The 23,930-nt window shown below is 37.5% G+C and carries 22 protein-coding genes and 1 pseudogene; 9 read left to right on the forward strand and 14 right to left on the reverse strand.

The genetic code is table 11. The annotated features are described in order from the left end of the window. Positions 1 to 168 precede the first annotated feature (168 nt). The 5 genes from AC4CUY_RS12940 to AC4CUY_RS12960 all read left to right on the forward strand — a co-directional run bounded on the left by AC4CUY_RS12940 (position 169) and on the right by AC4CUY_RS12960 (position 3,467). Positions 169 to 573: a DUF7684 family protein gene (locus tag AC4CUY_RS12940; RefSeq protein ID WP_490774217.1), complete on the forward strand. Its 405-nt coding sequence runs from the start codon at positions 169 to 171 to the stop codon at positions 571 to 573. Between the two features lie 26 nt (positions 574 to 599). Beyond that, a complete protein-coding gene (locus AC4CUY_RS12945) occupies positions 600 to 1,061 on the forward strand; it encodes a DIP1984 family protein (protein WP_004822548.1) in 462 nt (153 codons plus the stop codon). 488 nt (positions 1,062 to 1,549) lie between these two features. Then, positions 1,550 to 1,828, forward strand: coding sequence for a CPCC family cysteine-rich protein (locus AC4CUY_RS12950; RefSeq protein WP_051671060.1), 279 nt, complete (start codon positions 1,550 to 1,552; stop codon positions 1,826 to 1,828). Further along, entirely contained in the window at positions 1,806 to 2,837 is a 1,032-nt protein-coding gene (rtcA, locus tag AC4CUY_RS12955) for an RNA 3'-terminal phosphate cyclase (RefSeq protein WP_335955376.1), read from the forward strand. The genes AC4CUY_RS12950 and rtcA overlap by 23 nt, the downstream gene beginning before the upstream one ends. A 186-nt stretch (positions 2,838 to 3,023) precedes the next feature. Beyond that, positions 3,024 to 3,467 carry a DUF2147 domain-containing protein gene (locus AC4CUY_RS12960; RefSeq protein WP_105713769.1) on the forward strand — a complete coding sequence of 148 codons (444 nt, stop codon included), beginning with the start codon at positions 3,024 to 3,026 and terminating at the stop codon, positions 3,465 to 3,467. Between the two features lie 88 nt (positions 3,468 to 3,555). Here the strand turns inward: AC4CUY_RS12960 and AC4CUY_RS12965 are convergent, their stop codons facing one another. From AC4CUY_RS12965 to pheA, 5 genes and pseudogenes are all read right to left on the reverse strand, one after another. Further along, positions 3,556 to 3,792 (reverse strand): T6SS immunity protein Tdi1 domain-containing protein, encoded by a 237-nt coding sequence (locus AC4CUY_RS12965; protein ID WP_419359519.1) that lies wholly within the window; start codon positions 3,790 to 3,792, stop codon positions 3,556 to 3,558. Beyond that, positions 3,729 to 4,007, reverse strand: a pseudogene (locus tag AC4CUY_RS12970) (hypothetical protein); the annotation flags it as partial. The gene AC4CUY_RS12965 and the pseudogene AC4CUY_RS12970, both read right to left, overlap by 64 nt. A gap of 151 nt (positions 4,008 to 4,158) precedes the next feature. Continuing rightward, entirely contained in the window at positions 4,159 to 4,539 is a 381-nt protein-coding gene (locus AC4CUY_RS12975; RefSeq protein WP_004719243.1) for a hypothetical protein, read from the reverse strand. A gap of 118 nt (positions 4,540 to 4,657) precedes the next feature. Next, positions 4,658 to 6,904 carry a bifunctional prephenate dehydrogenase/3-phosphoshikimate 1-carboxyvinyltransferase gene (locus tag AC4CUY_RS12980; RefSeq protein ID WP_336954411.1) on the reverse strand — a complete coding sequence of 749 codons (2,247 nt, stop codon included), beginning with the start codon at positions 6,902 to 6,904 and terminating at the stop codon, positions 4,658 to 4,660. A 32-nt stretch (positions 6,905 to 6,936) separates the two neighbouring features. Continuing rightward, on the reverse strand, positions 6,937 to 8,043 hold the full coding sequence (gene pheA, locus AC4CUY_RS12985) for a prephenate dehydratase (protein WP_004719240.1): 1,107 nt from the start codon (positions 8,041 to 8,043) through the stop codon (positions 6,937 to 6,939). Positions 8,044 to 8,294: 251 nt separating this feature from the next. Between pheA and AC4CUY_RS12990 the strand changes: the two genes are divergently transcribed. Further along, a complete protein-coding gene (locus AC4CUY_RS12990) occupies positions 8,295 to 8,813 on the forward strand; it encodes a DJ-1/PfpI/YhbO family deglycase/protease (protein WP_336954410.1) in 519 nt (172 codons plus the stop codon). Positions 8,814 to 8,898: 85 nt separating this feature from the next. Here AC4CUY_RS12990 and AC4CUY_RS12995 read toward each other — a convergent pair whose 3' ends face one another. Together AC4CUY_RS12995 and sohB are read right to left on the reverse strand one after the other, a co-directional pair. Next, positions 8,899 to 10,041 (reverse strand): acyl-CoA dehydrogenase family protein, encoded by a 1,143-nt coding sequence (locus AC4CUY_RS12995; RefSeq protein ID WP_490774218.1) that lies wholly within the window; start codon positions 10,039 to 10,041, stop codon positions 8,899 to 8,901. A gap of 194 nt (positions 10,042 to 10,235) precedes the next feature. Further along, positions 10,236 to 11,207: a protease SohB gene (gene sohB, locus AC4CUY_RS13000; RefSeq protein WP_490774668.1), complete on the reverse strand. Its 972-nt coding sequence runs from the start codon at positions 11,205 to 11,207 to the stop codon at positions 10,236 to 10,238. 619 nt (positions 11,208 to 11,826) lie between these two features. Between sohB and AC4CUY_RS13005 the strand changes: the two genes are divergently transcribed. Further along, positions 11,827 to 13,173: a dicarboxylate/amino acid:cation symporter gene (locus tag AC4CUY_RS13005; protein ID WP_419301466.1), complete on the forward strand. Its 1,347-nt coding sequence runs from the start codon at positions 11,827 to 11,829 to the stop codon at positions 13,171 to 13,173. Between the two features lie 559 nt (positions 13,174 to 13,732). On the opposite strand, the gene pstB is transcribed toward AC4CUY_RS13005, so the two are convergent. The 4 genes from pstB to AC4CUY_RS13025 form a co-directional block, all read right to left on the reverse strand. Beyond that, positions 13,733 to 14,644 (reverse strand): phosphate ABC transporter ATP-binding protein PstB, encoded by a 912-nt coding sequence (gene pstB, locus AC4CUY_RS13010; protein WP_336954409.1) that lies wholly within the window; start codon positions 14,642 to 14,644, stop codon positions 13,733 to 13,735. A gap of 17 nt (positions 14,645 to 14,661) precedes the next feature. Further along, positions 14,662 to 16,056, reverse strand: coding sequence for a phosphate ABC transporter permease PstA (gene pstA, locus AC4CUY_RS13015; protein WP_419327736.1), 1,395 nt, complete (start codon positions 16,054 to 16,056; stop codon positions 14,662 to 14,664). After that, positions 16,053 to 17,432: a phosphate ABC transporter permease subunit PstC gene (pstC, locus tag AC4CUY_RS13020; RefSeq protein WP_336954407.1), complete on the reverse strand. Its 1,380-nt coding sequence runs from the start codon at positions 17,430 to 17,432 to the stop codon at positions 16,053 to 16,055. The genes pstA and pstC overlap by 4 nt, the downstream gene beginning before the upstream one ends. 103 nt (positions 17,433 to 17,535) lie before the next feature. Further along, positions 17,536 to 18,543, reverse strand: a complete 1,008-nt coding sequence (locus AC4CUY_RS13025) for a substrate-binding domain-containing protein (protein WP_096734464.1) — start codon at positions 18,541 to 18,543, stop codon at positions 17,536 to 17,538. 860 nt (positions 18,544 to 19,403) lie between these two features. Between AC4CUY_RS13025 and AC4CUY_RS13030 the strand changes: the two genes are divergently transcribed. Further along, positions 19,404 to 20,456, forward strand: a complete 1,053-nt coding sequence (locus tag AC4CUY_RS13030; protein WP_490774219.1) for a Rieske 2Fe-2S domain-containing protein — start codon at positions 19,404 to 19,406, stop codon at positions 20,454 to 20,456. 199 nt (positions 20,457 to 20,655) lie between these two features. Then, positions 20,656 to 21,321 carry an O-methyltransferase gene (locus tag AC4CUY_RS13035; protein ID WP_336954405.1) on the forward strand — a complete coding sequence of 222 codons (666 nt, stop codon included), beginning with the start codon at positions 20,656 to 20,658 and terminating at the stop codon, positions 21,319 to 21,321. Positions 21,322 to 21,699: 378 nt separating this feature from the next. On the opposite strand, the gene AC4CUY_RS13040 is transcribed toward AC4CUY_RS13035, so the two are convergent. The 3 genes from AC4CUY_RS13040 to AC4CUY_RS13050 all read right to left on the reverse strand — a co-directional run bounded on the left by AC4CUY_RS13040 (position 21,700) and on the right by AC4CUY_RS13050 (position 23,876). Continuing rightward, the gene (locus tag AC4CUY_RS13040) at positions 21,700 to 22,542 is read right to left on the reverse strand and encodes a universal stress protein (RefSeq protein WP_336954404.1); all 843 of its coding nucleotides are present in this window, start codon (positions 22,540 to 22,542) and stop codon (positions 21,700 to 21,702) included. Positions 22,543 to 22,669: 127 nt separating this feature from the next. Then, positions 22,670 to 23,287 (reverse strand): acyltransferase, encoded by a 618-nt coding sequence (locus AC4CUY_RS13045; protein WP_336954403.1) that lies wholly within the window; start codon positions 23,285 to 23,287, stop codon positions 22,670 to 22,672. Beyond that, positions 23,280 to 23,876: an IMPACT family protein gene (locus AC4CUY_RS13050; protein ID WP_336954402.1), complete on the reverse strand. Its 597-nt coding sequence runs from the start codon at positions 23,874 to 23,876 to the stop codon at positions 23,280 to 23,282. Before AC4CUY_RS13050 ends, AC4CUY_RS13045 begins: the two co-directional genes overlap by 8 nt. Positions 23,877 to 23,930: the final 54 nt, after the last annotated feature.

Raw genomic sequence — 23,930 nt, forward strand, 5'->3', positions numbered from 1 at the left:
TCCAAACAGATAAAGCATGGAGATATTTGTATCTGGAAAAATGAGATTATAGCCTTACAACGAAATATTCACTCTTTTTCATATGATGTATGGATTGAAAAAGGACTTATATATCATAAAGCTTTTTGTCTTTCACAAATTCCTCCTAATTGAATGTGAGTAATGCCAATGGATCGCTCTAAACAAATTAAGATCAGTCATTACGATCTTTTGGCTAATCAAGCAATCCATCTTGAATTACCACAAGAGCCATACATTGTTGTGCTAGCAATACATAACAACAATGTAACTAATGATTGGCGCAATCAATGCAGTGATTGGATTGTAAAATCTAAACAATGCTATTGGGCTTTAGCTTGGAGCGATGAATGTTCAATTTGGGATGATGCATTGGATTATTCTTATTTAGAATTTTGTAATTATGATCTACCTAAAGACGATGATTATAATTTCATGACCACTTGGCATGAAAATCAAACTTTAGAAGACGTTATAGAATTTGCCGAATCAATCCCAGTTGATACACTACCCCAGCAAACTTTATATGAAATCGTTGTGTTAAATATTTATTGACTATTAAAAGCGATAAGGAAAATAAAATGAAACTTGCAGAAGCACTCTTATTACGAAGCGATCAACAAAAGAAACTCGCTTCATTGAAACAACGTATCAATGCGAACGTATTGGTACAAGACGGTGATGAGCCATCCGAGGATCCAAATGAGTTATTAAAGCAAGTATTTGCATTAACTCAAGAATCCCAAAAACTTGTTTATGCCATTCATCAAACCAATGCTTTGGCAAAATTAACAGATGGTCGTTCATTATTGGCTTTACTTACTCAACGTGATGAGCTTGTGGAGCGCCATAAAATTTTAACGTCTGCCATCAGCAACACACAACGTGAGCCTGACCGCTATAGCACACGTGAAATCAAATGGCATAAGGTCATTCCAGTATCATCCTTGCAAAAACAATCCGATGATATCAGTGCCAAATTACGCGACTTGAATGTATTGATACAAGCCACCAATTGGCAAGTTGATTTACTTGACGTTTAAAGCCATCATTTAAAAGCTTTGATAGGGCTTTACCCTATCAGATCTCGAAATATATTGGGCGAGTACAAGATCTAAGGCTGTATAGATTGAAATAAAAGTCAGCATCATTTTTGGGTAATGACAGCGAAGCGGATTTAGAGCGGAAACACACCAATCAAATCCATCACCTATCATCACTTAAACCTTTGTGAATCAGAGTGACTATTCACACAGCATTACCACGTACTGACAATATATTTCACCTTTTCTCAAGTGATTCGTCATTTGAGAAAACCCGAACATACTGGGCGAGTGCAAGATCCCCTACCTCCACAACACAGGATTGAAAATAAGGTGTAGTGGCTTGATGAGCGAGCGGGTTAGCTTAAAACTTTAAGCACAAATCAACCCATCACTACGTACAAGGCAAACCTTTGTGAAAGCAAAGTTACAATGCACTGAGCATCACCATGCACTGACAGTATGTTCACCCCTTTTTGGAATTTTTAATGAATTACCCTTGTTCTTGTTGTCATCATTACACGAGAGATCAACCTTCGGGTAATTTTGACTTTGAGATTTGTCCAGTTTGTTTTTGGGAAGATGATCCTGTACAAAATATTCATCCAAATTCAAAAAGTGGTGCAAATGCAATCTCATTAGCAGAAGCACAAGATAATTATCAACAATATGGTGTAAGTGAATTACGGTTTTTAAAACATGTTCGAAAACCGAATGATTTAGAAAGAAATGATGAAGAACAAAATGAACACATTAGTAAAAAATAAAGCCATCCAAATTGATGGCTCACAAGGCGAAGGTGGAGGGCAAATTTTAAGAACTGCCCTTTCACTGTCTATGTTAACGGGTATTCCATTTGAGCTTGTGAATATTCGAGCAGGGCGTAAAAAGCCGGGCTTAATGCGACAGCATTTAGTCTGTGTACAAGCATCACAACGCATCAGTAATGCCATTGTGGAAGGTGCTGAACTACATTCACAAAAATTATATTTTCAGCCCCAACAAGTTCAGGCGGGTAAATATGATTTTCATATTGGTTCAGCCGGTAGCACAGTATTGGTTTTACAAACACTACTGCCTGCACTGATGATGCAAAATGAAATCAGTCACATCAGTATCCACGGCGGAACACATAATCCAATGGCACCGACTGCAGATTTCATAGAGTCTTGTTTTCTACCTGCTCTTCATAAACTTGGAATAAAGGTTGATTTTGAATGTGAACGTGCTGGTTTCTTTCCAATTGGTGCGGGTCAAATCAATATTACTACTTATCCTTGGATAGATAAGCTTGAATATTCAGTATTAGATAAAGGCAAATTACTGGAAATACGTGGCTATGCCGCTGCCTTAAATATTCAACAGAATATTGCGGATCGTGAACTGGAAGTATTGCATAATAAATTGAGTTTAAGCCAACGTAATAGACTAAACTTTCAAGGGATTAGCCAAGGGAATACAGCTTTTGTGGTGTTAGATTACCAACACCATCAACAAGTATTTTCTGCGTTAGGTGAAATGAAGAAAAGTGCAGAAAAAGTAGCGCATGATTTAGCCAAAGAAGTTAAATCCTTTTTAGCTTGTGATGCTGTGGCTGACGAATATCTAGCAGACCAACTTTTATTGCCTTTAGCTTTAGGTAAAGGCGGTGCGTTTACTGCTCAAGTTGTCAGTGAACACACCACAACACAAGCTGAAATGATTCAAAAATTCTTAGATTGTGAAATTCACTTTGAAGCAATCAATGATATTTTTAAGGTGAGTGTCATCACATAAGCTTCAGCTATGCTAAATCCAGTTTACAAGCTCATCAATTGCTTATCTTTATGTGCCAATTCATTTTAAATTTCATACTTATTGGCACATTATGTAAATAAATGACCCAACTATTCATTATATAATCAACGCCTTAAATAAGTATGATTTTTAAAGTAGAAAATACCCACTTAAGGAATAAGGGAAATGATGAGAGTTTTATTGGGGACAGCATGTATCGCATTTTTAACATCGACAGCTTTTGCAGAAGATATCGTGGGAACTTGGCGTTATATCGATGACAAAACTGGTGAAGCAAAGGGACTGGTTAAAATTGAAAAACAAAGTAACGGTACCTATGCGGGTACAGCATTAAAAGCAACACCACGCCCAGGCTACACCCCAAAAGAATTTTGCACCAATTGCCCTGCACCTTATACCAACAAGCCAATTATTGGCTTACAGGTAATCTCTGGGCTAAAGACAGATGATCATGTGAGTTATACTGATGGGAAAATTATTGACCCAGTTTCAGGTAAAATCTATCGATTAAAAGGTAAAGTCAGCCCAAATGGCAAGAAACTATTTCTTCGTGGATATTTAGGTATTTCAGCGGTAGGTCGTAGCCAAACATGGTTACGTGTCGAGTAATAGCATAATTTAATTCATAATAGACATGACAGTTTTATCTCAATCAAACTGTCATTTCTAAACATCTATTTTTTAAATGATTTTTAAATCAGTTATTCACAGCAAGTTGATATAAAAAAGCTAAATGTGTGGCTGCATCACCTTTATCTAAATTGAGATCACTAGCACGCCCACCTAATCTCAGTGCAGGAAGATAACAATACATTTGATTATCAACTAATTTACCATATTGAGTTTGTGCCTTTGCTAAGGCTGATTTTTCTAAAAATTGCTCAATGATCTCATCATCACAAATCCAGTCATTAAAAAATCTGTTAATGACCAAGCTGTTACCCCAATTTCCGAGTTGTGTGGATCAATAAAGGATATATCTTCATCGCCATCTTCGCTTAATAAGCGATAATAAAACACCAAACCAAATGCTGAAATAGCAATGGGTAACCGAGTCATATCAGGTTGATCTTTCATTAACCATGACCAAAGCACATCTTGATAAAGCTCAGGGTTAATGATCTGTAACAAACCGTTACCATAGAAGCCAAAACCATGATTTTGCCAAAGCTCTAAGAGCGCTTCAGGTAAATACGCTTGATATTTTTTACAGTTTCAGGGCTTACTGTGTTTCCCGCCTGATCTACTGAAAATTTATCGATAAATGCTTGTAATTGCATAGCTATCCCCTAGGCTCTGCTTATACTTTCCATTCAAATCCACTAAACGCATCATCTTCTTTTAACGTATTTTCTACAGCATTTGCCAATTGTTTAATCATACTCTGGGTTGCTATCTTCTTAAACCACGCTTGTTCTTCATCAGCATGGGCTGAAATTTCACAAGTTAATAATCCTTGATCATTTAAATGACAATTAACCCCCAAACCAATTGGATGATTTTCTACGCTGACAGCAAGGTCTTCATCGGAGTGTGTTGTTTCCGCTTTAAAGCCATATTGAGACAATTGTTTTAACAACAAAGTCGTCACGTATTCCTGAGTGACATAACATACATTTTCACCATGATTGTGACTGTTACTATGATTCTCACAGTTTGCTGTAAATTGTAATGTTCTCATTGCTTCATCCAAAAGGCTTTATAGTTGTATGGTTTTAGAATAAGCAATATAAACAAAACAGCCAAGCATTTGCTTGGCTGTTTTTAATTAATTATACAAATATTAGACAAGGACTGATTTATTCCGTGACTTCAATCTGAAGCCCCGCCTGATTGGTGAGTTCAGTAAATGTGGGGAAACTTGTTGCTACTGTTTCAGTGCCAATAATCTTAATCTCGCCAGAGTTACGTAAACCCGCCATCGAAAAACTCATTGCAATACGATGGTCATGGTGCGATTCAATTTCACCGCCAGAGAAAATAGCAGACCAGTCGCCCGATTTACCTTTTCCTTCAATGATGATGCCATCATCAGTTGGCGTACAATCAATCCCCATGGTTTTTAAACCATCTGCCATCACTTGGATACGATCAGACTCTTTAACCCGTAATTCGGCAGCACCTGTTAACACCGTTTTCCCTTCAGCACATGCAGCAGCAATAAACAAAGATGGAAACTCATCAATTGCCAACGGTACTTGATCTTCAGGCATATGAATGCCTTTCAGTGTACGGGTACCACGGATACGTATATCAGCAATCGGCTCACCGCCTGCAATTCGTTCATTTTCAACAGTTAAGTCTGCACCCATTTGCTTAAGGATTTCGATTACACCTGTACGAGTTGGATTAATCCCAACAGCTTCAAGGGTAATATCTGAACCTTCAGTAATGGCAGCACCCACCATAAAAAATGCAGCAGAAGAAATATCAGAAGGCACTTGAATCTCTGTCCCAACCAACTTGCCACCACCTTGGAGTGAAATACGGTTACCTTCCGTTTTCACAGCATAACCAAAAGCACGTAACATACGCTCAGTATGGTCACGGGTTGGTTCAGGTTCAGTCACAGAGGTTTCTCCCTCTGCCCATAGACCTGCCAATAAAATTCCAGATTTGACTTGCGCAGATGCCATTGGCAAATCGTAATGAATCCCTTTCAGTGCTTGAGCGCCAGTGATAGAAACAGGCGGAGTACCACGTTCACCCGTGGTTTGAATTTGCGCACCCATTTCACGTAAAGGTTTTGCAATACGCTCCATTGGACGCTTAGACAAAGACGCATCACCCGTCATCACAGAGTCAAACTGTTGTGCTGAAAGCATGCCTGAAAGCAAACGCATCGATGTACCAGAATTACCCATGTACAGTGCCGTTTTGGGTGCTTTTAAACCATGAATACCCACACCATGTATGATCACTTCACCATTTTTAGGGCCTTCAATACTGACACCCATATCACGAAATGCTTGAAGTGTTGCTAAAGCATCTTCACCTTCTAGGAAACCTGTAACATGGGTTGTACCTTCAGCGATTGCACCAAACATGATGGAACGATGTGACACTGACTTGTCACCCGGCACGGTAAATTTACCTTTAAATGTCTTCTCACCCGGCAAAATGGTAAATTGTTGTGTCACCTTATTTTTCTCCATCAAAGGTTTATTGGCGAGCATATGATTGAAATGCTGTCGTGCCGCTTGTGCATGTCCTAGCAATCCCATCAGGGCTTGTGAATTCTCATCTTCAATCAGTTGACGTAATGTCGCAAGTTGCGTTTCAAAACCATCAACTGCTTTCAATATGGCTGTTTTATTGGCAAAAAATATATCATGCCACATCTGCGGATCACTGGCAGCAATACGTGAGAAGTCACGAAAACCTCCAGCGGCATAACGGAAAATATCTAGGTTATCTTCACGATTTGCAAGCTGTTCGACCAGATTAAATGCCATCAGATGCGGTAAATGACTGGTATGTGCCAACACTTCATCATGTTTGTCCACATCCATACAAATGACTTCAGCTTTTGCAGCCTGCCAAAGCTGAATCAGTTTTTCAACTGCCCAATCAGCACTAGTCGGCAACGGCGTTAGGATCACTTTATGATTTACAAACAAGTCAACTTTACCGGCATGGACACCTGTATGTTCTGCGCCAGCAATTGGATGACCAGGTACAAAACCTACAGGAAGATTTTCACCATAAACAGCATGTGCCGCAGCCACCACATTCCCTTTGGTACTTCCGACATCGGTAATGATGGCATTTTCAGAAACATAAGCTTGAATCGTTTCAAGTACTTTCTGTGTCGCGCGAACGGGTAAAGCCAGAACGATTAAATCTGCATCTTTTACAGCGTCTACAGGATCACTAAAACCCGCAGAAATAATTCCTAAAGCTTTTGCATCTTCCAATGTTTTTTTTGAGCGTGTTGATGCAACAACATTTTCAGCAAGATGTTCCGCTGCAATCACACGGGCTAGACTTGAACCAATCAATCCAAGTCCAATAAAAGCAACTTTTTTAAATAAAGGTTGTGACATAACGATTTTGAACTACCTATTTCACAACGACATCAAAGCACAGCAATCGGATATGAACCCAGTACACGTACTTCTTTAACCAGTGGGCGAATATCTTCAATCGCCGCTTTAACATTGTCCTGTTCCACATGACCTTCAAGATCAATGAAGAATACATAAGCCCATTTTTCAGGTAATGCTGGACGGGTTTCAATACTGGTCAAACTAATGTTGTGTTTTGCAAATGGTGCAAGAATTTCCAATAAAGCCCCTGCACGGTCATGTGCTGAAATCAGTAATGAGGTTTTATCATTGCCACTTTGTGGTACTTTTTCACGACCAATGACCAAGAATCGTGTGGTATTTTCAGGATTATCTTCAATATTGCCGTGGAGAACCTCTAAGTCGTAAATACTTGCAGCCACATCAGATGCAATTGCTGCTGAATGCCATTCATTGCGTATACGGCGAGCAGCCTCTGCATTTGAGCTTAAAGCTACACGTTCTACACCCGGATAATGTGCATCCAACCACTTACGACATTGCGCAAGGGTTTGTTGATGTGCATAAATTTGTTTAATACTGTCTTTACGGGTATTTGAAGAAATCAGGAATTGGTGATGAATACGCAATTCAACTTCACCAATCACATTTAAATGTGATGCTTTAAAACAGTCTAAAGTATGGTTGACTACACCTTCAGATGAGTTTTCAACTGGAACTAAACCATAATGTGCACTGCCCGCTTCAACTTCACGGAACACTTCATCGATCGTTGGTAGTGGACGAACCACAGCATCCTGACCAAAATGTTTTAATACAGCAGAATGGGTATAAGTACCGACTGGACCTAAAAATGCAATACTTTGTGGTGCTTCAAGTGCCAAACATGCAGACATAATTTCACGGAATAAACGTGCCATGGTTTGATCTGACAATGGCCCTTCATTGCGCTCCATAACTTGACGTAAAACCTGTGCTTCACGTTCAGGACGATAAAATAACGGATTCTCTTCTGCTGCAAATTTTGCTTTAGCAACTGATTCGGCCAGTTTTGCACGGCGATTGATAAGTTGTTGGATTTGCTGATCTACAGAGTCAATATCTTCACGGATTTGAGCAAGATCTAGAGAAGTCGTTTTTTGATCATCGTTGATCATTGTTATGTCGCCCTTTAAAGTCGAGAATTACGAGAAGTCTATGTTTTAGACCACTGACAGTATAACAATAGTTCAGTTTAATTTGTTGGGCAATAGTGCATTTTTCAATGTTTCACTTCCAACTTATATATTGAATAAAATGTCATCACTTTATAAATTTTCTGACCACAAAATGAATTACAAAGCAGCTATAGAATTTTAAACATTGCGCTCTATGATAAAAAGCATAAGCGCATTTCGAGTCATAGAATATGAATAAAAAAATCGCTGTTCTCATTACCCATGATTTCGAAGATGCGGAATATCATCATCCCGTTGAAGCTTTTCGAGCTGCAAGCCATTCTGTGCGCAATATTGAAAAGTCTGCGGGGAATATTGTGTATAGCAAACAAAGAAAATCTTCGGTCAGTATAGATTTAGGCATTGATGAAATCTCTGTTCGGGATTTTGATGCGCTGATGATTCCGGGTGGCTATTCCCCTTATCATCTTAAAGAAGATGAACGCTTTATTGATTTTTTACGTAATTTTGCCAATGCGCAAAAACCTATTTTTTTATGTTGTTACAGTAGCCATTTGCTTATCGATGCACAAATTGCCATTGGACGGCGCTTAACCTCAATTGAAGATATCCTCAAAGAACTTAAAGAAGCTGGCGCTGTGGTTTTTGATCGCGAAGTGGTAAACGACAACAATTTATATATTTCTTCACGTTCAACTTTTGAGTTACCTATCTTTATCAATGAATGTTTAAATGTATTAAGTGCTTAATCCCTAAACCTTGATAATAAAAAACCTTCTTTAAATAAAGAAGGTTTTTTATTTGAATACTTTATCGTTGCTATTTATTTATGCATTATCGACCAATGATGCCACGCGCCACGATTTCTTTCATGATTTCATTTGTTCCACCATAAATACGCTGAATACGTGCATCTACAAAGAAACGAGAAATTGGATATTCCGTCATATAGCCATAACCACCAAACAGTTGTAACAAGCTATCGATGATTTTCATCTGCATATCAGTACTAAAACTTTTTAAAGCCGCTGCTGTTTCAACATCCAATTTACTTTGTTTATATAAAGCTAAGTTTTGGTTATAGAATGCTGCTGTTGCCAACTCATCAATTTTTGCTTGAGCCAAAACAAAACGCGTATTTTGGAAGCTGCCAATTTTCTGACCAAATGCTTGACGTTCCTGTACATACTGAGTGGTAATATCGATTGCACCACGAATTGCACCAAGTGCTGTTGCTGCAATTGCAGTACGTTCACGAGGTAACTCTTGCATCAAATAGGCAAAACCTTGACCTGCGCTACCTAACAATTGATTTGCTGGAACTTTAACATTATCAAAGAACAGTTCTGAGGTATCTTGCGAATGCAAACCAATTTTATCGAGGTTGGTGCCCTTTTTAAATCCATCTAGATGTGTATCAACCAATAAAAGTGACACACCTCTTGCACGCGCTTGTGGATCAGTTTTTGCTGCCAATACCACTAAATCTGCATGCTGACCATTTGAAATAAACGTTTTAGAACCATTCAAAATATAATGGTCACCATTTAAAATTGCACTACTACGCATCCCTTGTAAGTCTGAACCCGCGCCCGGTTCCGTCATCCCTATTGCGCCCACCACTTCACCTGACACCATTTTCGGTAACCAGTATTGTTTTTGTTCTTCGTTGGCAATATGCAAAATATAAGGAGCTGCTATTTCTGAATGACATGAAATTGCGGTAGACAAGGCACCATAACCTGCACGTGCAGACTCTTCAACTAACATCAATGAATATTCAGTTGGAACGCCGTAACCACCATACGCTTCAGGCACATCCACACAAAGATAGCCATTTTCACCCAATAATGACCATACTGAACGTGGCATTAAACCTTCTTTTTCCCATTGCTCATAAAATGGAGCAACGTGTTCACTCATAAAACGTTTAAAGTTATCACGAAAAAGTTCTAAATCTGCATCATATGCCAACATGTCTTGTATTCCTTTCAATCTGAGTTTTTGATTTTATGATCCCTAGCATGCTAATCATTTTTTACGGACTTGTCATGACCACATGAGGTCATTTTTTCTGAGCATTTTTGCGAATAAAGAAAAGACTTTTCTATAAAAAAAGAGTAATCAGCTTTCACCAATTACTCTTTAGGTTGTCAATAAACAATTAAAACTTAGAATTTATCGTCTTTAAACATCGGTAAAGAAGAATTTAGCTTGGTGATCTCACTCATCAATTTATTCACGACAGATGGAATTAAGGCATCTGCCATTTGTGCAGCCTGCAAACCTAACTTCTCGCCAAGTGTTGGCTTACGACGTGTTTGAATCACATATACATCATGTTGTGGCAGTAAGCTCAGCAAATATTCATCTGAAGTTTGCAATTTATCCACTAAATTTAAATTACGCGCATCTTCACCATACCAATGTTCACCTGTAGCAACTTTTTCCACATTGAGTTGTGGGCGATATTTTTCAACAAAATGCTTAAATAATTGATGTGTTTGTTGTAACTCTTCTTCAAATTTTGCTTTACCTTCTGGAGTGTTTTCACCAAACATCGTCACAGTACGTTTAAACTGACCAGCAGTATATAGCTCAAAATCAACATGATGCTCTTTCAACAGTCTATTAAAATTGGGCACTTGAGCAACAACACCAATCGAACCAACCACAGCAAAAGGTGCAGAGACGATTTCACTTGCGATACATGCCATCATATAACCGCCACTCGCAGCTACTTTATCCACACAAATCGTCAGATTAAAGCCTGCATCACGTAAACGAACTAATTGTGCAGCTGCAAGACCATAACCATGCACCATACCACCTGGGCTTTCTAAACGTACGATGACACGATCACGCCCTGCTTTTGCTGTCGCAAGAATTAAGGTAATTTCTTCTCGTAAATTCTCAACCGCTGAAGCTTGTACATCTCCTTTAAAATCCAATACATAGATTTTTTGATTATTCTTTTTACGTATACGAGCTTCTTTTCCAAACTGTTGAGTCAGTTGAAACAGTTCCAATTTCGATGCAGTAGACTGAGCAATTCTTTTTCTTTGCTCATTAATTCGAGCATTTAAATGACTAATGCGAAGTTCTGCGGGTACTTTAGGTAAATGGAATAACATAGAATTTATAATCTCGAATATTTGAGGAAATACTTTTCTAATAAGATGCGGACGGATCAGGTAAATTTCAATACACTTTTTGAAAAATTCGACAAAGCTAAACTCACTTAGGCTTTATGCAGTATAAGAGTCGGTCTTATTTCGACTTTTGAAAATACAATAACCAAATTTAAGTTATGAATAATATAGCTTTTTTTTATAATTTAAAACGCATTAAAATTCGAATAAAGATGCACATTGTGAATAAATTAAGATTTTATTAATAGTTTTTACATCTAAGTTAAGCTTTGATGATTTCATTATATTCAGCGACTTTATCTTGAAAATAAGCCAAATGCCACTTAGTAGAACTTTTGCTGGCTTTTCTTATGACAAATTCACATAAAAAAACATAGACATGTTTATATCAAACGAATAATACAAATAAACATATATCACACATTTTTAAAATTTATATTAGCTTATTTAGCAGCTCTTTTTATCTAAATAACATATTTGTTATTTTGATTAAACTATTTAAAATCAACATGTTAAAAAGAATAATTACATTTTTAAAATTTATGAACATTTGCGTGTCATTTCTTTAAAAAATGTTTAATTTTATCAACATCAAGGATAAGGATTGAGTATGGATATCTCCTCACACGATGAACACCTCCCCCCTAAAAAACAAAAGTTTTATCAAATCCTCTATGTTCAGGTTATTTTTGCCATTGTACTTGGTATCCTTCTTGGGCACTTTTGGCCAGATATTGGTGCAAGTTTAAAACCATTAGGTGATGCATTTATTAAACTGGTCAAAATGATTATTGCACCTGTTATTTTCTTGACGGTTGTCACTGGAATATCAGGCATGAAACATATGGGAACTGTAGGACGAGTAACCGGTAAAGCGATGCTTTATTTCCTAACATTCTCTACACTCGCATTAATCGTCGGGATGATTGTTGCCAATATTATTAAACCAGGACAAGGTTTAAATATTGACCCTACATCATTAAAATCAGAGAAAGTTGTTGAATACGCTGAAAAAGCACATGACGCTTCGATTGTCGACTTCTTGCTGAATATTCTTCCAACAACCATCGTTAGCCCATTAACCAGTGGTGATATTCTACAAGTTCTATTTGTTGCCGTATTATTTGGTTTATCCTTAGCTGCGGTAGGCGAAAAAGGTCAACCGATTGTAGACTTCTTAAATAACCTTACAGCACCCGTATTCCATTTAGTTGGAATGCTGATGAAATTTGCTCCGATTGGTGCTTTTGGTGCAATGGCATTTACAATTGGCAAGTATGGTATTGAAAGTATTGGAAATCTTTTACTTTTAATTATGACGTTCTATATCACTGCCTTACTCTTTATTTTGGTTATTTTGGGTGCAGTGGCGCGCTACAATGGATTTAGAATTACAGATCTAATTCGCTATATCAAAGATGAATTATGGTTAGTTTTAGGGACCAGTTCATCTGAAGCCGCACTTCCATCATTGATGCGTAAAATGGAAAAAGCAGGCTGCGAAAAATCTGTAGTCGGCTTGGTTATTCCTACTGGTTATTCATTTAACCTAGATGGTACCAACATCTATATGACGATGGCGGCGCTCTTTATTGCACAAGCCTGCAATATCGATTTGAGTATTCAAGACCAAATCTTATTATTGCTCGTTGCAATGCTAAGCTCTAAAGGCGCTGCTGGTGTTACAGGTGCTGGATTTATTACCTTAGCAGCCACATTATCTGTTGTTCCAGCAGTTCCTGTTGCAGGTATGGCTTTGATTCTAGGTATTGACCGCTTTATGTCTGAATGCCGTGCACTGACCAATTTAGTCGGTAATGCGTGTGCAACGATTGTTGTGGCACGTTGGGACAATGCTTTAGACAAAGACAAACTGGCTACTGCATTCGCTCATCCGAGTAAAGCACACTATGACGCTAAAGCAGTTGAACAACATCGTGAAGATCCAATCGATTAAAAACATACTATAAGCAATCTTGGTAATAAGAAGGAGCTTTTGAGCTCCTTTTTTATATAAAGCAACTATGAATAGCTCAGAAAATTACAAATAACAATCAACTGCTATTCGCATATAAAATAAAGCCCTAACTGAAAAATATGTTTAATACACAAAGTTTAAAATGATGTATGTCTTAAAAAAGCCTTTGTCTAATTTCCCGCTCTTATAAGCTCAAATAATTAAGCATTTATTTCATGGCACTTATATTGAAATATGAACGCATAGCTCATCTATTCCTACCTCTTAAATTATTTAGCCTTACCCATTCTTATTAAATTGGTTTTATTAAAAAATACTAGACTTAACTAAAACTGCATTACATCCCTATTTCAGCACCCAACAAAGAAAAGATTTAGACAATCAATTTATTATTTGGCAGCTTAGGTTTTTAATTTTTTTATCTACCATTCTCATAAATTTAATTCATTGTCTCAAATTTTTATATGCTTTATCTATAGAAAAAGAGCCTTACGGCTCTTTAATTTCACAACTAAACTGGACTTAATCAGTGCTCGACTTAACCAAAACGACCAGTAATATAAGCTTCAGTCAATTGGTGATCTGGTTGAGTAAAGACTTTCTCTGTAGAGTTCACTTCGATTAAGTCTCCTAAATGAAAGTAGGCTGTACGGTCAGAGACACGTGCTGCTTGTTGCATGGAGTGGGTTACAATTGCGATTGTATATTGTGCAGAAAGCTCAGAGATTAACTCCTCAACTTTTGCTGTCGCAATCGGATCAAGTGCAGAACATGGTTCATCCATTAAAATCACGTCTGGGCTTACAGCAATTGTTCGCGCAATACACAAACGTTGTTGCTGACCACCAGAAAGACCTGTGCCTGGCTGACTTAAACGATCTTTAACTTCATCCCACAAACCTGCTTTACGCAAACTATTTTCAACAATCTCTTCTAAATCATACTTATCTTTGGCTAAACCATGTAGTTTAGGCCCATAAGCAACATTATCAAAAATTGATTTAGGAAACGGGTTTGGTTTTTGAAATACCATTCCGACTTGAGCACGAAGCAATACAACATCTAGATTTGGATCATAAATATCTTGATTATCTAAACGCACTTTACCTGTTACACGACAAGTATCAATCGTATCATTCATACGGTTTAAGGTGCGTAAAAATGTTGATTTACCACAACCTGATGGACCAATAAATGCAATCACTTCATTTTCATAAACTTGAAGATCAATACCCTTAATCGCTTCAGCTTCACCATAGTAAACATGCACATCTTCAGCACTAATTTTCACAGTTGTATTTTTTTCTTTCTTCGGCGTCGAAGACTCAAACTGGGATACAAAAGAAGTGCTTGCTTGCTTTTGCTTACTGTCAGTCGATGTAAATTGAGATTGTTCAGAATTCACGGTTGTATCCTGTCTTAAGGAATTTTTAGTTTCTACAGTGTTCATCTCTATTCTGCCCTCTTTTACCAGCGAACTTCAAATTTCTTACGTAACCAAATTGCAAAGCTGTTTAGACCGACCATGAGTGCCAATAACACAATGATGGCTGCAGCCGTACGCCCTTCGAAGAAGTTACGTAATTCATTACCTTGCCATAAGTAAACTTGAACAGGTAAAGCCGTAGATTGGTCTAATGGAGATACTGGAATATTTGCAACGAAAGCACTCATACCAATTAAGAGTAATGGTGCTGTTTCACCCAATGCATGAGCAATACCAATAATCGCACCTGTCATAATCCCTGGCAGAGCCAAAGGCAATACATGGTGGAATACTGTTTGTAAACGAGAAGCACCTATACCTAACGCCGCTTGACGAATTGATGGAGGTACTGCTTTCAGTGATGCACGAGTGGTGATAATTACTGTAGGCAAGGTCATTAAACTTAATACCAAACCACCGACCAAAGGTGCGGATATAGGCAAATGCATCCAACCAATAAAAATGGCAGCGCCCAATAATCCAAATACAATCGATGGAACCGCTGCAAGGTTATTGATGTTTACCTCAATAATGTCTGTGATAAAGTTTTTTGGTGCAAACTCTTCGAGATAGATCGCACTTGCCACGCCCAATGGAATAGAAATCGCAATCACAATTAACATCATGAACAATGAACCCATAAATGCACCTGCTAAACCTGCTGTTGCAGGTGAACTTCGTGAATCAGGGTTAGTGAACATTTGTGTGTTAAAAGTTCGGTTAATAATACCTTTTGCGGCCAAATCATCTGAAAGTTGACGTACTTCTGGGCTAAGTTGTTGTTGCTCATCAGGTAATGAACGATCGATATGACCTGCTAACCAAACATCAATATTAGCATCAGCAAGGAAGTTGAGTTCGACTGTTTTACCAATCAATGCAGGATCTTTGAAGACCATATCACGGATACGATAAGCTTCTGAGCTGGTGTAAACACCCGAAAGATCATCTCGACGGCTTTCAAGTGTAGGATCTTTTGCAATGATTGCATTTACAATCAAGGCATCCCAATCAACCATACCCATTTTAGTTTGCCAGTCTACATAACGCTCTTGAAAAACAGCAGGAGACTCCCCTACTTTTTGCGTTGGTTTTGGTCCTGCATCAATCATAGCGGGATCAAAATATACAGGTACAGTCATGCTTGCTTGCCAAAATGCTGGCAACCCTTTGTATAAAATACTTCCAAATAAGATTGCTACAAATGCCAAGCCAGTAATCACTGCTGAAAAGCCAGCAATACGGAAGGTCTTTTCTTTACGATGGCGTTTTGACAATGAGCTAGCAATTTTAGCTTTACGTTTTTCTCGCAACTCAGCAGCGGCTTGAGGATCAAATACATTTTGATCCACAGGAGATGTATTTGATGTACTCATTCGTATTGCTCACGATATTTACGCACAATATAAAGTGCGACAATGTTTAAACACAATGTAATGGTAAATAAAGTTAAACCCAGTGCAAATGCAACTAATGCCTGCGGACTTGCAAAGTCTGTATCACCTGTTAATTGTTTTACAATCGTTACTGTTACTGTGGAAACAGCTTCAAGTGGATTGATATGTAACAATGGACTATTACCAGCAGCGAGTACTACAATCATGGTTTCACCTACCGCACGAGATACTGCGAGTAAGAATGCACCAGTAATACCTGGTAAGGCAGCTGGGAGAACCACTTGGCGAATAGTTTCAGATTTGGTTGCACCTAAACCTAACGAACCATCACGCAAAGCTCGCGGCACTTGAGTAATAATGTCATCTGATAAAGAAGATACAAATGGGATAATCATAATCCCCATTGCAAAACCCGCTGTTAGTGCGCTAGTCGCATTAACTTCAACGCCAATAGAATCACCAATTGATTTGAAGATTGGACCAAGCACCATCATGGCAAAAACACCATAAACAATGGTTGGAATACCCGCTAAAACTTCAATTGTTGGCTTTGCCCATGAACGGAATCGAGGTGAAGCATATTCAGCAAGATAAATTGCAATCATTAGACCCAGTGGAACAGCAACCAGTAGTGCAATACCACTGACCATGAGTGTTCCCCAAAGTAATGGTAGCAAACCATAACTTCCTTCGGCATTTCCTGAAGTACTAAACCCAGGATTCCACTCTGTACCAAAGAAGAAGTCGATTGGACTTACAAACTGGAAAAAGTGCATCGCTTCACTGAACATCGACATCACAATACCCACAGTTGTGAGAATCGCGACACCAGAACAGAGGATCAAAACAACATTAATAGTTTTTTCAACTTCGTTACGTGCACGAAATTGTTGACTAATTCTTTTTCTTGCCCAAATCAATCCAAGGATCGCAGCACACGTTACCACAGCAAACTTTGCAAACGAGCCAATTCTTTCAAATTTTGAGAGTTGTTCTGCAGCTGCAACCTCATAAGCTGCTGGCGTATCTGTCACACCAAAGCCAGAGGCAATTGCTTTAATACGATCTACCAGTACATCTACCCCAGCTGTATCTAGCGATGAAGCAACAGTTGCTGGAACATTTTTTAAAATTAGATGTTGTAAAACACTTGGTTCTACCAAATTCCAAACAATCAAAATTAAAAAAGCTGGGATTCCACACCACAACGCCACCAAAGAGCCATAGTAGCCAGGACGCGAATGTAAAATTGCAGTGTTATTTCCCTTACCTGCTAGGCTTCGGCTTTTTCGTAGCCCGATTTGATATGCGATAGCGATTAAAGCCAATAACACGCCAATGAGTAGCAGATTCATGTATTCTCCACCGTTTTTTCAATTTCAATGCTTTGAAAAAACTCTACTTAGCAAGGAAAGCCGATGGTAGTCACCCACCATCAGCTCCATTATTGCGGTTTTATTATTTACCAGCTTTAAAACCAGCTAATACTTTTGCACGTTCAGCATCTGACAATGAAATCAAACCAGCTTTGTCTAACTTAGAACCTTTACCAGATACCTTCTTGTTAAGGAAGTATTCAGTATATTCTTTTAAGCCTTTGATTGACTGTAAGTGTTCACCTTTTACATAGAAGTATAAAGGACGAGATACAGGGTAAGTACCATTTAAAACAGTTTGCTCAGAAGGAACAACGTTGTTCACTGTCGCAACACGTAATTTATCTTTGTTTTGGTCATAGAAACCTAAGCCAAATACACCTACCGCACTTGGAGATGTTTTTAAACGTGCTAGAGTTTCAGTATAATCACCAGCAATTTCAATTACTTTACCGTCTTTACGGAAGTTAGAACATGCTTTTTTCTGTGCATCTTTGTCTAACTTTTTGAAGTAATCGTAAGTTTCGCAACCCGCTTCAACCATTTTTTCTTGGAACACTTCACGTGTACCGTGGTTAGAAGCTGGAACAACTAAAGTAATTGGCTCATTTGGAAGCGATTTATCAATTTGGTTCCAACGTGTATATGGGTTTGGTACCAATTTACCATTTGATGGTAATTCAGCTGCTAGGGCTGCAAATACGTGTTGTGGACGTAATTTATAAGCTGCTTTACTTGCATTTGAAGCAAAAACGATACCGTCATAACCGATTTTTATTTCTTGGACTTTGTTTACGCCAGCTTTTTTACACGCTGCGATTTCAGTATCTTTAATTTTACGTGAAGCATTTGCGATATCAATTGTGTTATCGCCTACACCTGAACAGAACTGTTTAAGACCAGCAGAACTACCGCCTGAGCCAACTACAGGTGCCTTAAATTGAGGGAAAGTGTTACCAAATTCTTCAGCAACAATACTCGCATAAGGAAGTACAGTAGAAGAACCAGCGATTTGGATGGTATCACGAGCATTTGCTGCTACTGCTGCCCCTGAAACTGCTAATGCAAGTGCGATGTGATTAATGCGCATTCTTTTCTCTCTTAAATAAACTGCAATTTTGAAGTACACCACTTCTTGTTGTGTAGTACTTTTCGGATAATTGCATTTTGATTTTAAAATATGACAAATAAGTTACAGCTTTATGACGCTTTTATGATATTTGATAATTCACATTTGATTTTATTAAAAATCTTTTAAATTCAATATGTAATCAACTGTGTGCTATTTTTTAAATTTGAGGATATTACAATTCAAATTGTAATATTTCATGTGTATGTCACAAAAACTGTATTAACGTTTACATACTTAAAGCGACAATATACGTCGTATCAACCTTATTTACTCATCTAAAAACCTTTAAAATAAATAAAAAAGAGCAATTTAAATAATGAGATTAAATCGTAAAGAATGGCATGAAACTTTTCTAAAAATGGTAGCCTCAGCTAGCATGATTACATTCATTATCTATATGAGCTGTTGGATCATTTACTTTTTATTGGCACAAATTAGTCAATACAATCTGATCCAAAATATTGTCATTAGTTTTAGCTTCATCAGTTTATTTATATTAACCATGCAAACCTTACGCTCAATGTATCAAGTCTACTATTTGCCTTTAATGAATAGTTGCAGGTTAAATTATCAAAAAATTATTTTCTTTTGCAGCAGTTTCTCCATCGCACTTATTGTACTCAGTTCTTTTTTATTAAATTTTGGAAAAATGTTAAAAGATTATTACAGCTAAGCCTATATATGGAAATCCACCTCTTATCATACTTAGTAGTCAATCATGTGTTCTCTTTTTTTCCATCATTACGCATAATAATTGAAATTTCAAAGAACACAGCATTGTTTTATATTCAAATGAGCATTCCATAAAAGATTTGAATATGAATAGCAAAACGCTGAACAGCTTTAACCCAGACCTCCCCGTTCATATGAGCTTCTCCGAACATGACTGGCAACTCTTAGCCCAATATTGGTATCCAATTGCATTTGCAAGAGATATTACTGAGCAACCACTCGGAACCATGTTGCTGGATATGCCATTGGTCATTTATAAAATAGGTGCTGAAATTATTGTTGCCAAAGATGCCTGCCCACATCGCGGTGTTCCGTTAAGCATCGGAACAAATGATGGTCAAGGTATCGTTTGCCGTTATCATGGTTTACGCTTTGGTGAAAATGGTAAATGTAATCGAATCCCTGCTCATCCCAATCATAAAATTTCGGACCGTTTCCACCTAAAAACCTATGCTGCTGTTGAACGTTATGGATTAATCTGGTGTTCACTTTTAGCAAAAGAACAGGATATAGCCAATATTCCAAATATGCCGCATTGGGATGAGACCGCGTACCAACAACTGGTTTGTCCTCAAGTCGATTTAAAATGCTTTGCTGGTCGACAATTGGAAGGCTTTATCGATGTTGCCCATTTTGCATGGGTACATCCAGAAACTTTTGGTGACCCAGAAAATACAGAAGTGCCTGATTACACTACGCAAGAAACAGACTATGGTTTTAGTGCTGATTATATCAGTAGTGTAGGTCGTTACCCGATTGGTCTAGATCAATTAGGACAAGCGGATTTTCAATGGTTACGCCATTTTGAAATTCATTTGCCTTTTACCGCAACATTAACCATTCATTTCCCCAATCAAGCGAAACAGGTCATTATGAATGCTGCCTCGCCCATGACAGCACGTAGTACTCGATTATTTGCCCCCATTTGTCGTAACTATGATCAAGATTTACCAATAGAAGATGCTTATGAATACAACCTTAAAATCTTTGAAGAAGACCGTTTGATCGTTGAGACACAAAAACCAGAATATCTACCTTTAGATTTATCCATTGAGGCGCACTTCCCTGCTGATCGCAGTTCAAGTATGTATCGCCGTTTATTAAAAAAAATTGGATTTAGCCCATTCTTCGCTGCATAAATCAGTTTCATCACCATGTTTTATAGAAGTCGATCTGGCTTCTTTAAAACAATAAAACCTGAATGTATCGTTCTATATATTTATTATTTTTCAAGTTGATTAAATTTAACTCAAAAGTTTCTATTAAAATTGCACTCTTCGTTTAAAAGATTAAAATGCAAATTACATAAACGAAGTGACTCCAATTAGGTGGTATAACATGCAACAAATGTGGTCAGACATCGATACCTATATCGAATCACATTTAATTCCTGAAGACCCAATCCTCATACAAACATTAAAAAACACTGAGGATAAAGGATTTCCAGACCACCTTGCTGTTGCCGCAAATCAGGGCATGTTATTGCAAATGTTGATTCAAATGAACAAGTGCAAACGTGTTTTAGAATTAGGTACTTTTGCAGCGTATAGCACCATGTGGTTAGCCCGTGCGCTACCTGAAGATGGCTATATTTTAACGATTGAAGGTCGTGATACACATGCTGCTTTAGGTCAAGAAAATATAGATCGTGCTAATCTAAAGCAAACCGTTGAATTAAAATGTGGTCGCGCAGCTGATATTTTAAAGAATTTGCCTGAAAGTACTAAAGCTTTCGACTTTATTTTTGTCGATGCAGATAAACAAAGTTATCCTGAATATTTAGAGCTAAGCTTAAACCTTTCACATTCTGGAACAGTCATTGTTTTGGACAACGTGATTCGTGCTGGTGATATTCTTGACCCAGCGAATATTAAACCAAGTATTGAAGGGATTCGTGACATGTATAAAGCTATGCAAAACCATCCTAAAATTCTGTCATGTACTGCTTTACAAACAGTTGGCAGCAAAGGACATGATGGTTTTGCCATTGCAATTGTGAAATAAACCATTGTAACCTAAATTTAAAAGCTGCTATTTATATAGCAGCTTTTTTGTAGCTATGATTTTAACAAATCTATTCAAGCTTAGATCATCTTCCTTAGAGTTATCCCCTGAACTTGTTTGTAGAATTGTGGATAACTCAATAATGATTTAATAAGCCTATGAAAATAAAATATTTTTAATTGTCGATTAATTTTCAACCAGTTAAATTCACAGTTCATTAAAAAGCTATTGCATTTCAAAATGCAATATTTTTATTAAATTTTTTAATCAAAAAAAATGCCACAAATCCCATTATTTGTGGCATTCCATTTCTTCTGTTTCATCCATCTTTTGACTTAATATCGACGGTGAAGTTGCTTTTTTTTCCTAAGATAAAACTTATTTTGCGACTAACAATGGAACAGAGGCATTTCTAAAGATTGAGGTTGTCACACTACCTAAAAAGAACTGATGAATCTTACTATGACTAAAAGCACCTAGCACAATCAATTGAATTTGATGTTGATTTTGATAATCCAAAATATTTTCAGCAACATCACCATAACGATATTCTACTACTACATCCAGACCCGCATCTTTTAAACGTTGCGCAGGCTCATTGAGAATTTCAGGATGATCACCGACATAAAGTAAATGACATTGTAAAAGTTTAAGTAAATCACTTTTTTCAACACGTTTTAGCATTTTTTGACATGTTTCAGAAAGCTCATAAGCAAAAATAAAACGGGTTGGGGGTTTAAATGTTTGCCCAACAGTTAATACAGTACTTTTCGTTCCACGAATAAAGTTTTCAACATTACTGCCCAATATTTTATTCTTCTCAGCTGAACGCTCACCAACTCGACCGATTACAGCGATATCATCTTCAGTCAACTCATTAAAGCTTTGTTCTAGAAAATCACCTTTGGCTTGAATTTGAATAGGTCTGATATTGTATTTTTCTTGAATCATTTCTGAAATATGCTTAAGTAAATTATTGCTGTAATCCAGTGCTAATTCACTTTGCTTTTGTTCAAGCTCAGCCAGCTCTTTAAGCAACATCGCATTACTTTCGAAGCCAATTACCCCACTAATTTCCCCTAAATGATAACTTGCAGGGTAATAATCCAATACTTGCAATAAAACCAGTTCACGACCAGTTTTTTGAGCAATCCATGCGGCTGCTTCTGCCAATGCATTGATGCACGGAGAAGAGTCAATACAAGCCACTACTCTGTTCATTTTAACCTCGCTTTAGCTTTACAGCTTTGGGTCTATATTATTTAAATTAGCACAAGTTTTTATAAGTTTGGACAACTTTATGTAATTAATTCCATAATTTAATTATGTATTTGTACAAACTGTGCATTCATTCACGATAACGAATAAAACGTGCTGGGTTTCCAGCCACAATTTCTCTTTCAGCCACATTTTTAGTGACCATACTATTCATTCCAATTATGGCATGTGAAGCAATTTTTACCCCATCTTTTACACCAACGTGTGCCCCCAACCAAACATCTTGACCAATTTCAATGCCTTGGGAAGTCACAGCTTGTTGATAAACAGGAATACTCAAATCCATACCATGATCAAAAGCATAAAGATGACAATAGGCGGCTATACGGACTTGATCATGTAATTTAATACCGACTTTACCCCCATCTAAAATACAATGATGGTTGATCGCAACTTCATTACCAATCTCTAACGGCCCATGCAACGTACAATCCGCTGCAATAAAAGTATTATCCCCAATGAGAATTTTCCGACCAGGCTCAGCAAAAATATGAGCCAAAGGTGAAATAAAACAATTTTTACCTATTTCAACAGTTTCCATTGCCATCAAATACGCTTGGTACTGCTGCTGCCACTGCTCCGCCCAAACTCGATTTTTCGGTTTAAGTGAATAATACAGCCATGGCATATAGTTTAAGCGATGCTTATGTTGTTCACGATATTTTAGTAATGGATCTTGCTCATTCATCAATGTCTTCCAACAATTTAAGTTGCTCACGCCCACGCGTTACATCTTGAACTTTTAACTTAAGTGGATCAATTTGATGTATTTGTAATAATGCCTCAACTTCAACACCATCAGCGGTATATTGTTCTTTATACTCAATGTCTTGGGTATTTAATTCATACTGAAAAATCGACCATTCGCTGAAGTGGCATTGAAAATAAATTTTCTTCTTTTCAATCAGTTCTATTTTCTCAGCCAAAAGCAAACATTGCCCTGAACAGCCGCCATAAGCCCGAACTAAACCACCTGTACCTAATTTGATGCCACCATACCAGCGATTGACCAATACAATTGTGTTGGTTAAATCATTACCCTCAATGGTTGCAAGGATTGGTCGGCCTGCTGTACCTGAAGGTTCACCATCGTCATTAAAACGAACATTATGACCTATTTTCCATGCCCAGCATTGATGTGTTGTTGTTAGATCTAAATGTTTTTCCAGAAATATTTTAACTTGCTGCTCATTTTCAACAGGTGCTGCAATGGCTTGAAAGCGACTCTTTTTAATGTCTTCCTCAAAAATCGTTTCAGATACAAGTGTATAAACCATAATGAAAATAAAGTATTCAAACTCAATATATTGTCATTATAACGTGCTTTTAAA

It is taken from the genome of Acinetobacter sp. 778_lipA, from assembly GCF_058242985.1.